Source organism: Frischella perrara (assembly GCF_000807275.1).
Taxonomy (GTDB): Bacteria; Pseudomonadota; Gammaproteobacteria; order Enterobacterales; family Orbaceae; genus Frischella; species Frischella perrara.
On record NZ_CP009056.1, the window covers coordinates 2,147,090 to 2,158,911 of the forward strand.

The 11,822-nt window shown below is 33.4% G+C and carries 13 protein-coding genes and 1 pseudogene; 10 read left to right on the plus strand and 4 right to left on the minus strand.

Annotated elements, in window-relative coordinates:
• The first annotated feature begins 225 nt into the window (after positions 1-225).
• The 4 genes from orn (at position 226) to FPB0191_RS09335 (ending at position 4,051) form a co-directional block, all read left to right on the plus strand.
• Positions 226-777 (plus strand): oligoribonuclease, encoded by a 552-nt coding sequence (gene orn, locus FPB0191_RS09320; RefSeq protein ID WP_039105572.1) that lies wholly within the window; start codon positions 226-228, stop codon positions 775-777.
• A gap of 5 nt (positions 778-782) precedes the next feature.
• A complete protein-coding gene (gene waaA / locus FPB0191_RS09325) occupies positions 783-2,069 on the plus strand; it encodes a lipid IV(A) 3-deoxy-D-manno-octulosonic acid transferase (protein ID WP_039105573.1) in 1,287 nt (428 codons plus the stop codon).
• On the plus strand, positions 2,066-3,019 hold the full coding sequence (gene hemH / locus FPB0191_RS09330) for a ferrochelatase (protein WP_039105574.1): 954 nt from the start codon (positions 2,066-2,068) through the stop codon (positions 3,017-3,019). Before waaA ends, hemH begins: the two co-directional genes overlap by 4 nt.
• Before the next feature lie 303 nt (positions 3,020-3,322).
• A complete protein-coding gene (locus FPB0191_RS09335) occupies positions 3,323-4,051 on the plus strand; it encodes a GntR family transcriptional regulator (RefSeq protein WP_039105576.1) in 729 nt (242 codons plus the stop codon).
• A 139-nt stretch (positions 4,052-4,190) separates the two neighbouring features.
• On the opposite strand, the gene deoC is transcribed toward FPB0191_RS09335, so the two are convergent.
• Entirely contained in the window at positions 4,191-4,904 is a 714-nt protein-coding gene (gene deoC, locus FPB0191_RS09340; protein WP_039105581.1) for a deoxyribose-phosphate aldolase, read from the minus strand.
• Between the two features lie 186 nt (positions 4,905-5,090).
• Between deoC and FPB0191_RS09345 the strand changes: the two genes are divergently transcribed.
• The 4 genes from FPB0191_RS09345 to FPB0191_RS09360 are packed head-to-tail and all read left to right on the plus strand — an operon-like array spanning position 5,091 to position 7,727.
• Positions 5,091-5,510 carry a PTS sugar transporter subunit IIA gene (locus FPB0191_RS09345; RefSeq protein ID WP_039105583.1) on the plus strand — a complete coding sequence of 140 codons (420 nt, stop codon included), beginning with the start codon at positions 5,091-5,093 and terminating at the stop codon, positions 5,508-5,510.
• 23 nt (positions 5,511-5,533) lie between these two features.
• Entirely contained in the window at positions 5,534-6,025 is a 492-nt protein-coding gene (locus tag FPB0191_RS09350; RefSeq protein ID WP_039105586.1) for a PTS sugar transporter subunit IIB, read from the plus strand.
• Positions 6,026-6,046: 21 nt separating this feature from the next.
• Positions 6,047-6,889, plus strand: a complete 843-nt coding sequence (locus FPB0191_RS09355; protein WP_039105588.1) for a PTS mannose/fructose/sorbose/N-acetylgalactosamine transporter subunit IIC — start codon at positions 6,047-6,049, stop codon at positions 6,887-6,889.
• A 13-nt stretch (positions 6,890-6,902) separates the two neighbouring features.
• Positions 6,903-7,727 (plus strand): PTS system mannose/fructose/sorbose family transporter subunit IID, encoded by an 825-nt coding sequence (locus FPB0191_RS09360; RefSeq protein WP_039105591.1) that lies wholly within the window; start codon positions 6,903-6,905, stop codon positions 7,725-7,727.
• Positions 7,728-7,822: 95 nt separating this feature from the next.
• Here FPB0191_RS09360 and FPB0191_RS09365 read toward each other — a convergent pair whose 3' ends face one another.
• Positions 7,823-8,983, minus strand: coding sequence for a M20 aminoacylase family protein (locus tag FPB0191_RS09365; protein ID WP_052236910.1), 1,161 nt, complete (start codon positions 8,981-8,983; stop codon positions 7,823-7,825).
• 543 nt (positions 8,984-9,526) lie between these two features.
• Between FPB0191_RS09365 and FPB0191_RS09370 the strand changes: the two genes are divergently transcribed.
• Together FPB0191_RS09370 and FPB0191_RS09375 are read left to right on the plus strand one after the other, a co-directional pair.
• Positions 9,527-9,910, plus strand: coding sequence for a hypothetical protein (locus FPB0191_RS09370; protein ID WP_039105594.1), 384 nt, complete (start codon positions 9,527-9,529; stop codon positions 9,908-9,910).
• A 105-nt stretch (positions 9,911-10,015) separates the two neighbouring features.
• The gene (locus tag FPB0191_RS09375; protein WP_039105597.1) at positions 10,016-10,864 is read left to right on the plus strand and encodes an aldo/keto reductase; all 849 of its coding nucleotides are present in this window, start codon (positions 10,016-10,018) and stop codon (positions 10,862-10,864) included.
• A gap of 268 nt (positions 10,865-11,132) precedes the next feature.
• Here FPB0191_RS09375 and FPB0191_RS09380 read toward each other — a convergent pair whose 3' ends face one another.
• Together FPB0191_RS09380 and FPB0191_RS09385 are read right to left on the minus strand one after the other, a co-directional pair.
• Complete coding sequence (locus tag FPB0191_RS09380; protein WP_052236911.1) at positions 11,133-11,504, minus strand: hypothetical protein; 372 nt, start codon at positions 11,502-11,504, stop codon at positions 11,133-11,135.
• A 1-nt stretch (position 11,505) separates the two neighbouring features.
• Positions 11,506-11,733 (minus strand): annotated as a pseudogene (locus tag FPB0191_RS09385) (DNA/RNA non-specific endonuclease); the annotation flags it as partial.
• Positions 11,734-11,822: the final 89 nt, after the last annotated feature.

Below are 11,822 nucleotides of genomic sequence, written 5' to 3' on the forward strand. Positions count from 1 at the left end.
TAATAATATTTTATTATAACCCTCTATAGCTATTAAGACTATATGCAACAAATGAAGAAGTAATAGTTGGTTTAATTTTTATTGAAAACTTTAATAAACATACATTTTAGAATCAAAAAACAAATAATAACAATACAATTCAGATTAATTAATCATATTTTTAACAAAAAGTGATAATATAATTAAAAATAGCAACTTAATGACTTAATTAATCTAGATACACTTATGAACCCACAATTAAATAAAAATAATCTAATATGGATTGACCTAGAAATGACAGGGCTTGATCCTAACCGTGATCGTATTATCGAAATTGCCACTATTATTACAGATTCAGATCTTAACATTTTAGCTGAAGGACCTGTTTTGGCTATTTCTCAACCTGAATCACAATTAGCGCTAATGGATGATTGGAATGTAAATACTCATACCAGTACGGGATTATTAAATCGCGTTAAACTCAGTAATATTTCGGAACAACAAGCCGAACAACAAACGATCGACTTTATTTCGCAATGGGTACCTGAAAATTGTTCGCCTATTTGTGGAAATACTATTGGTCAGGATCGACGCTTTCTATTCAACTACATGCCTAAATTAGAAAAATATTTTCATTACCGCTATTTAGATGTCAGCACTATTAAAGAACTAGCGCGTCGATGGAAACCTGAAATTTTAACTGAACTAACTAAAAAAGGAACACATCAAGCACTTGATGATATCAAAGATTCAATTTCTGAATTAGCGTATTACCGTACTCATTTTTTTAAAGACTAAGCGATATGATCATTGCCTACACTTGTTTATTCTATATTATCCAACCTCTAATATGGTTAAGACTAATATGGCGAAGTCGTAAAGCTCCTGATTATCGTAAAAGATGGTTAGAAAGATATGGTTTTTGCCAAGGTAAAGTTAAACCTCATGGAATTTTAGTGCACTGTGTTTCAGTAGGTGAAACCATTGCTGCTATTCCATTAATAAAACAATTACAAAAACGTTATCCACAATTACCAATTACGGTAACAACAATGACGCCCACCGGTTCAAAGCAAGTAATAAAATCATTCGGCGATAGCGTCAGTCATGTTTATTTACCTTATGATTTACCAGGAGCGACAAAACGCTTTTTAAACATATTACAACCCAAAATAGTGATCATTATGGAAACAGAATTATGGCCTAATTTGATCACCATCCTATATAAACGCAAAATTCCATTAATCATTGCCAATGCTCGCTTATCAGAACGTTCCGCTCGAGGTTATGCTAGATTAAGAAAAACAATGCAACGATTGTTAATCAAAATCACGCACATTGCGGTACAAAATCAAGATGATGGACAAAGATTTATCAACTTGGGATTGCCTAAATCACATTTAACTATAACGGGTAGTATTAAGTTTGATATTAATCTTAATGAATGTCAGCAGCAAGCCATTGCCAAACTCAAATCTCAATGGCAAACACAAAGACCAATCTGGATTGCAGCTAGTACACATTATGGTGAAGATGATATTATCATCATGGCTCATCAAATGTTATTAAAAAAATATCCCGATTTATTATTAATCTTAGTACCTCGCCATCCAGAACGATTCATCAACGTAGAGAAACGAATTAACGATTATGGATTGACTTACCAATTACGTAGTGAACATTTAATACCCACTCCTCAAACACAAGTCATATTGGGGGACACGATGGGTGAGTTAATGATATTGTATGGATTAGCCGATATCGTATTCGTTGGTGGTAGCATGGTTGAACGAGGTGGGCATAATCCGTTAGAACCTGCACTACATCATTTACCGATCATCATGGGGCAATATACTTATAATTTTAAAATTATTTGCCAACAACTGATAGATGCTAAAGGTCTATGGATTACCGAATCGACTCAACAAAGTCTAGCTGATAAGATTGATAAGTTATTAACTGACAAGCAATTACGTCAGTCAATGGGTGACAACTCTTTTGCCGTATTAAAACAAAATCAAGGTGCACTTCAACGATTACTCAATGTAATTGATAATACCATCAGTTCAATAGGGGTTAAACATCAATGATAGAAACACGTGGCTTATTACTCGTCAATTTGGGTACACCAACACAAACAACACCATCTTCAATAAAAAGTTATCTTGGTGAATTTTTAAGTGATCGGCATGTTGTTGATCTCAATGCATTAATTTGGCTTCCCATTTTATATGGAATTGTGATCCCCAATCGCTTGAAATATATTACTCAACACTACCAGTCTATCTGGTTAAATAATCAGTCACCTCTCCTCTATTATAGTGAACAACTTTGCCAAAAGTTAAATAAGGTTTGTCCCTATTTAGATTGTAAATTAGCGATGACTTACGGCGAACCAGAGTTAGCTGCGACATTGAATCTAATGAAATATTACAATCATATTGATATTATTAGTTTATATCCTCAATATTCTACGACAACTACCCAAGCGGTAATTGATAAAATAAAGACCATTACCAGTAATTGGCAAAATCCACCTATTTTCAATTTTGTGCGTGATTATGCTGACAATACGAATTATATAGAAGCACTAGCCCAACATATTGATCAACATATCTGTATCAATCAACCTGATATCTTATTGCTCTCTTATCATGGTATTCCGCTCCGATATATAAAAAAACGTCGAGATAATTATATAGAGCGTTGTTTACTTACCAGTCAGTTATTACAAGAAAAACTAGCTAAATGCTACCCTAACCTGAAAATTATGCATAGCTATCAATCACGTTTTGGAAAAGGTAAATGGACTGAACCCAACACCAGTAACGTACTCATTGACATTGCCAAACAAGGTAAATCCGTTGCCGTAATTTGTCCGGGATTTGCCGTCGATTGTATTGAAACGCTATACGAAATCAATATCGAAAATCGAGAGTTATTTATGCAAAATGGTGGACAAAATTTTAGTTATATACCGGCCTTAAATGATTGTGATCAACAAGTTAATATCTTAAAAAGTTTAGTTAAACATCATTAAATTAAACACTATTAAGATGATCGTGATAAAAAACGATATGTAATGATTTATTACAAAGCAACATTTAAGCGTTTCTTAATCAAAATGTGACCATTTTTTGCTTAGCTATAGTTGTGTAATCTATTTATTGATTGAGGTTATAACAATTTATAATTATTTATAAAATAAGCATAAACTTATAAGTTTGTAACTTTATTTCGATAATATTGCATAATTACAAAACATTGGCTGAATTAATAATTTACACAATTATTAGTTTAACTTATTATGTAATAACATCATCTTAATATGTTAATTTATTTTATGCAAAGTACGAATAAAGTTCCCCGACATCTATTTATCCAACAAGATCTACTTAAACGAATTGATTCGGGAGAATATAAAGAAGGTCAATTAATACCTAAAGAACATGAATTAACTGAAATCTATCAAGTCAGTCGACCGACTGTCAGACAAGCTATACAATCTTTGGTCAATGAAGGTTACCTAGAACGACGTAAAAAACGTGGCACAATAGTTCGCCTACGCAAAATTAATCAAGAATTTACTCATGTTATTGAAAGTTATGATTCAGAGATGAATCGTAAAGGTTTAACGCCAGTAACACACGTACTGGCATTTAAAATTACTAAAGCTAATAATGAAATCGCCTCTCAATTAAATCTTAATGAAAATGATGACGTTTATAAATTGGTTCGATTACGCTATGTGGGCAATAAGCCCGTTGTACTTGCAACAGCCTATTTACCTTACGCATTATTACCTAATTTACTTGATATCGATTTTACGACAGAGAGACTTTATGCCGTATTAGAAAAAATGCAATTTCCTATATTAAAAATTCGCCGTAAACTTGATGTATTAAAAGCAGATGAAACTACCGCTCATCTTTTAGATATCGATGAAGAGGATCCGATTTTTTATTTTCATTCCACTGCATTTACTAAACATAATATACCTATTGAATATTCCATTTCGAAGTATCGAGGTGATATTAACTCATTTGTCTTTGAACTTAACCATAAGGCTTAGTTAAGCAAAAACTGACCTAAATGAATTACCATCAAGGTATATGAGTTAATAGTCATAATCGAACTAGTCTGTTAGTCTTTATTATGTCAATTATAATAATTAACACTAACGAGTGATAATTGCCAAGTTCACTAAAAAACTAATCAATCTCGATCGTGTCCTTGCCGGTATCTAATAATTCTTGTTTAAGCTGATAAATGATTTTAACACCGGCGCTCGTACCAATGCGTTGAGCGCCAGCAGCAATCATTTTTTTAAACGTCTCAGCATCCCGAATACCACCGGCAGCTTTCACTTTGACACTTGGATCAACATGCTTTTTCATCAACGCAACATCCTCTAAGGTGGCTCCCGAAGGACCAAAACCTGTTGAGGTTTTAATAAAATCAGGTTTAACTTTACTGGCTATTTTACATAAAGCAATTTTCTCATCATTAGTGAGATAACAATTCTCAAAAATAACTTTTGATACAACATTATGTTGTCGACAAATAGTAACTATCTTTAACATCTCATCTTCAATATAAGCCAAATTACCTGCTTTCAATTCTGTGATATTAATAACATAATCGATTTCCGTTGCACCATTTTCAATCGCATTTTTTGTTTCAAAACACTTAACTTCTTTAGTAACTTGCCCTAATGGAAAAGCAATAGCTGCTCCTATATCAACAGGTGTTTGTTTTAATAATTTCGCACAAAGCTCAGACTGAACTTGATTAATCGCAACCATCTTAAATTGATAATGTTTAGCCTCTTCACAGAGTATTGCCATTGATTTTGGGGTTGCATCAGGTTTCAAATTCGTATGATCAATCAATTGTGATAATTGGTGTAGTGTGTAACTAGTCATATTACCTCCCATACTTAATATGTAATTACATATAATATTAACGTGTCATTTATTGTCAATAAATTATCGCTACAAAATGTGATAGTGATCTTATTTATAATAAAATTATTTTTTATCGCTTGTTGATAGTAAATTTATTATGTAAATATATAAATCACATATCGTGTTATGACTGAAGGAGCAATAATGAAAATCGTTATAACTTCACACGGTGAATTATGCGAAGGTATCTTAAAAAGCTACCAGATGATTGCTGGGAATATCGACATTTTTACTCCCGTAAAACTGGACGATAAAGGCATTACTGATTTTAGCCAGAGATTAACACACACATTGGATCATTTAACGCAAAATGAACCTGTTTTAGTATTATGTGATTTAGTCGGCGGTACACCTTACAACGAAGCTTTTCGATATGCCTTAGCCAACCCTAATAAAATTCAAATAGTCGCTGGTTTTAACTTACCTATTTTAATTGAAGTTGGCAGTGCAGCAGAAACCGAAACAGATCTCAATTCATTAGTTCAATTAGCGCTACAAACAGGTCAATCATCCATATCTGTAGCATCCTTAAATGATGATGATATTCAAGAACCTATTTTTTAGTTTAACAGGTGGAGAAGCAAATTATGGCAATTACACTTACGCGCATAGATGATCGAGTAATTCATGGACAAATTACCACTCGTTGGTCAAAGGTTAGACCTGTTGATGGTATTTTAGTTGTAGGCGATAACATCGCTGCCGATGAATTACGTAAACGCGTACTCAAAGCAGCCGCGGGAAATCTTAAAATAGGAATTTACACCGTAGCGCAAGGAGTCGAAAAAATCCAACAAGGTATTGATTCGGCTAAAAACTTCTTCCTTATAAGTGATTCACCGCAAACTTTTGCCAAACTATTGGAAGCGGGGGCTAATATTGGTAAAACACTCAATGTCGGTTGTATGAATACTCGTGCTGGTGCAAAAGTAATTGGCAGAACAGTGGCAATAGATGAAAAAGACTATCAAGCTTTTGATTATATCCAAAGTAAAGGGGTCAATATTGAATTTCAACTCCTCCCCGATGATGATCCAAAAAGTTGGGATGTGATGAAGAAAAAATATGATGCAGCATAAACTGTCAATGAGGTAAATATTATGGAAATGACCCTTTTTATTTCAGCATTACTTACCAGTATATTTTGCTATTTAGGCGCTATAGAGTCCCCTTGGTTATTTGGTATGTCTGGTGGATTTTATGTTGTTGGTCGACCTTTAGTTGCCGGATTATTAGTTGGTATTGCATTTGGTGATATTCAAGCTGGGGTAGCCTGTGGACTTGCCGTACAAGCTGTTTTTATTGCTAATTTATCTACCGGCGGTGCAACAAATAGTGAGATCACTTATGCGGCATATGGTGGGATTGGTTTAGCCCTTGCCACCACTAAAGACCCAGCTGTCGCTGTAACATTATCAGTATTATTAGGACAGACATTTGGTTTAATCTTCTATAATACTCGCATGGCATTATATTCATTTTGGAATAATCGAGCCCAATTAGCTGCTGAAAATAATGACACCCGCGGTATTATGCTTAATCATTTAATTTACCCACAAATAACAACATTTCTAATTCGTGCCGTACCTATCTTTTTGGCGATTTATTTCGGTGCTAATCTTGTTGAATGGTTACTGAAAAGTGTCCCAGAAGTCATTACCCACATTATCTCCGTTTTAGGCGGTGTGTTACCTGCTCTGGGTATTGCAATGCTAATGAACATTGTTATTAAGTCAAAAATTCAACTTATTTTCTTCTTCGCTGGTTTTGTATTATTAGCCTTTGCCCAATTAAGTATGATTGCAATCGTGTTTATTTCTGCTTTAGTCGCTTATTTATATTATGTCGCTAGCGCACGACCTAGTACAACAAGCGCGCAAGAAACAACCACAAATAATACAGTGGCCTCAAATGGCGTTTTTGAAGATGAAGATTTGTTCTAAGAGGTGAATCAATATGGATAAGCACAATGAAAAATCAAGATTATCTAAAAAAGAATTACGTCAGATTTGGTATCGTTGGGGATTTACACATCTCTCATCAATGAGTTATGAAAAACTACAAGCTCATGCTTGGGCATTTTCCTATATCCCATTTGTTGAAAAATATTATAAAGACGATCCAGAAGCTAAAAGACGCTTATTAATACGTCATTCCATGTTTTATAATACTGAACCCCAAACAGGTCAGATTATTAATGGAATCGTTGCTTCAATGGAAGAAGAGATTGCATTAGGAAAAGATGTACCAGAAGAATTACCCGTCAATATTAAAGCAACTTTGATGGGACCATTAGCGGGTATTGGTGATTCTTTAATTCAAGGTATCATCGTCCCAGTTTTACTTTCAATTGCTATGGGTATGTCTGCGCATGGTAGTGCTGTGGGTCCTATTTTTTATATTGTTGCCTATGGTATTTTAGGTCCGTTAATTTCTTACCTTAGTTTCTTCAATGGTTATCGACTCGGCTTGACGGCAATAGATAAAATCATTGGTGATAATGTAAAACGAATTACTGATGCATTTAATATCTTAGGTATTATGGTCGTTGGTGGTCTTGCAGCAGGCAATATAGTTTTAAATACTAAATTAGAAATACCAATGGGCGATGCGATCCGACCATTACAAGAAGTATTGGATGGTATTTTCCCGAACATTTTACCATTAAGTATGGTTATTCTGGCATGGTGGTTAATTTCAGCCAAACAAATGACCGCAACTAAAGTCATTTTAATACTAACTGCCATTGCTTCACTGGGTGTAGTAATAGGCGTGTTCTAAATTAATGTCTGAAAGCCATAAATCAAAGCCAATCTAATCATAGATTGGCTTTAATCTGTTAAAGAAATCTGTTAAAGATCAATGATCATTTTAATTCAAGCTAATTGATTTTTTACCAACTGAACAAAATAAGCTACACCTGTCGTTAGAATCTCATCATTAAAATCAAATTGTGGATGATGTAAATTCGCACCTTCGCCTGTGCCTAACCAAATATAAGCACCTTTTTTTACTTGTAGCATAAATGCAAAGTCCTCAGATCCCATTGCTGGTCGTGCGTCACAATGTACTTTTTCATCACCAACAATCATTTTAGCTGCCTCAATAGCCATATCTGTCGCATCAGCGTGATTAACCGTAGCCGGGTAACGTCGTTGGTAATCGACTTGAGCTGTTGCATGAAAAGCACCAGCGATACCATGAGCAATTTCTTTAATACGTTGTTCAGCTAGATCCTGTACAGATGGTTTAAAAGTTCTGACAGTTCCTCGAATTATCGCTTCTTGAGGTAAAACATTCCATGTATCTCCACTATGAAACTGTGTTACGCTGACTACAATTGAATCAATTGGATTGATATTACGACTCGCTATTGTCTGTAAAGATGTAACAATTTGACTAGCTGTAACGATCGTATCATAACCATTATGTGGAGCAGCAGCATGAGAGCCTTTACCAACAATTTTAATCTCAAATACATCATAAGCTGCCATTAATGGACCTTTACGAATATAAAACTCACCAAAAGCCATATTAGGCTGATTATGTAATGCATATACTGCTTCAATAGGAAAACGATCAAACAATCCTTTTTCAACCATCACCCTTCCCCCACCTTCATTTTCTTCGGCAGGTTGAAAAATAACGACCACCGTTCCAGAGAAATCGCGATGAGCTGCTAAATACTTAGCCGTACCAAGTAAAATAGCCGTATGCCCATCATGTCCACAGCCATGCATTTTGCCTTTAATTTTCGAGCAATACTCCGCGTCATTATTTTCCAATATATCTAATGCATCTATATCAGCCCGTAGCCCAATCCACTTACCAGGTTGTTGACCTTTAATAATACCGACAACACCGGTTGGTGCAAAATCAGTATAAAGCTCATCAATACCAAAAGATCGCAATTTTTCAATAATAAATTTTGTTGTGTTATATTCTTCAAACGCTGTTTCTGGATAACTATGAAGATGATGACGCCACTCGATCATCTCTTCTTTTAAATTTACAATCTCTGCTTGCTGATATGACATGATTAATATCCTTGCTGAAATAATTTAAATACTTTTGATTATTGTGTAGATTAGCCACGATTAAATAGTGTCTTTAATAATTATGGATAAATAAACTCTGCTAATCGCCATAAATTGAAATTACATATATACACTATAATTCCCAAAATAAATTTTAGAAATGATTAATTGGAATATTTTTATAGCCACAAATCATAAAAATATTAAAAAGATATTGGAATAATAAAAAAATAGTACTGCAATTTGATAAAGCGACGCATGAAATATAAAACTAACGAGCGATTTGCTTTATATTTAGAAAAGGCTCTCAAAGTGATTAATATCTGAAAAATATATTCAACCAATTAATATATTTACTGATAAAGGCGATTATGATATTTATATCGCTACTAATCCAAAAAGACATATTCTTATTTTCAATCTTTTAAACTAGCAAAACAGACTAAACAATCAACTTCCTTCTTGGATTGATTACCAAAACAGTTTATTAATCAAACAAATTCGTTATGCTGATAACAACTATACCAACACAGGAGCGCACTAATGGATATTTTAATAAATAAACCAATAAAAATTTCTATAGACACAATTGAAATAGATGAGCATTTGCCTTCATTAAAATTATGTATTTCAATTGATTTTGAAAGAAATGGTTTCGAGTTAAAAACTGTATCAGTAGCTTGGTTCAAATGCAAAGTATTGGATTCTTTTATTAAAAACCTAGAATTATCTAAATTGGCAGTACTTAAAGATATGGATGGTAATTTCAAACTAAAAATAGACACTAAAAAGAAAAAGTTGTATTGGAGTTCTCTTAAAGAAGGCATTAATGGAAATACATTTAAATCTGAAGGAAATGAACAAATCGATTTAGACGATATAGATAATATATTGAATGCTTTTAAAGCATATCCAAAATGGTGGTAATCAATAATATCAATCTAAACCCCTATTGATTTAGCAATGACGAAAACACTTACTAAACGTCGCTAACCCAATAACTCAGTTAATTTCTTTAGTCAGGGTGATCATATGAGAAAGATAAAATTAAATAATGGGATCGAAATACCAACTTTAGGATTTGGTGTTTATCAAATAGATGAAAAGCATTGTGAACAAGCAGTATTAGACGCAATTGATGTTGGTTATCGCCTGATTGACACAGCAACCGCTTATCAAAATGAACGCCAAGTCGGAAATGCAATTAAAGTGAGTGGAGTTGACCGAAAAGATCTATTTATTACCACCAAACTTTGGTTAAACCAAGCTAGTTATGACGGTGCTAAAATCCAATTTGAACAGTCATTAAATTTATTACAAGTAGATTATATTGATTTATATTTAATCCACCAACCTTTTGGTGATATTTATGGTGCTTGGCATGCAATGGAAGAGCTCTATGAACAAGGAAAGATTAAAGCCATTGGTGTTAGTAACTTTCAGCCAGATCGTTTAGCTGACTTGATGGCCTTCAATAAAATAAAACCTGCTGTGAATCAAATAGAAGTTAATCCATTTAACCAACAATTACACGCAGCGCCTTGGATGCAAAGCAAAACTATTCAGCCTGAAGCATGGGCACCATTTGCTGAAGGAAAAAATGATATTTTCAATCATCCTGTTTTAACGGCAATTGGTAATAAATATAATAAATCAGTTGGTCAAGTTATTTTACGTTGGTTAATTCAACGCCAAATTGTCTGTTTAGCAAAATCAGTGAGAAAAGAACGTATGACCGAAAATTTAAATATATTTGATTTTGAACTTTCAAATCAAGATATGATCGATATTACCGCAATTGATACTGGGACCAGTGCATTTTTCTCTCATCGTGATCCGGCAATTGTAGAATGGCTAACTAAACGCCGACCTAATATTTAATTTTGAAATCGTTCTATAGATTTAATATCAATAAACATAATGATCGCCTCCTAAAAGGAGGCTTTTTACCTCATAAAGAAGTATACGTTAATTTTATATTACGTCTGATAGCCAATAGTAAGTGAAATAAATTGATTACATTCTAGACTGGTCTTATTTAATGATAAATTGACACTCTAGCAAGCAGATGAATCAGATAGAATAATGATTTTTATTCATAAAATGTGCTTATATTTGGATTTGCTATTATTTAATGAAGCCTAACTGTTTAATCTTTAAGATCGTCATCATCAAAAAGAGGGATAAATCGTTCATACTTAAATTCAAAATCAATTTTAGCATTTTCAATATCAACAGTTATAATACAACCTCTCCACGCAGATAAGCCATTAGTTAGGTTATTATCAATATAGTATTGCCTAAGCTCTCTTACCGCTTTGATTAAAGGGCTCGTTATATCACTATCCAATGCATACCAATTTAATTCATCATTTTGATCATAATAATCAAATAAATATCTACAAACATCCATTTCTGGTGAAAATTCTAATTGAGCAATTACTTTTTTTGCTCCATTAGGTGATGATTTAAAAAGTAGTTGCCCAATTTCATTATTTAATTGATCGTCTGTTTTTGTCATTTTATCCACCTGCTTGGTTTAATATTTCTGTATGCCTAAATCGCCCATTATCAATAGAATATGATACATTAAACTTAGTTGGTCTTATATCTGTATCCTGATATACGGGCTCTATCTTAACTTTAACTGTTTTACCGTTTCGTAAGGCATTAGCCCATCTATTTTCTAGAGCTTTCAATTCGCCACGATTAAGATTTGAATTCATTGGCAGGAGATTAATTTTTTCGCCTGAGCCATTTAGTTAAGATGCAATTAAGCCAAATTCTTGTAAAACTTACCATTCATCCTTCTAATTGTTCAATAATAAATATTTGCGTC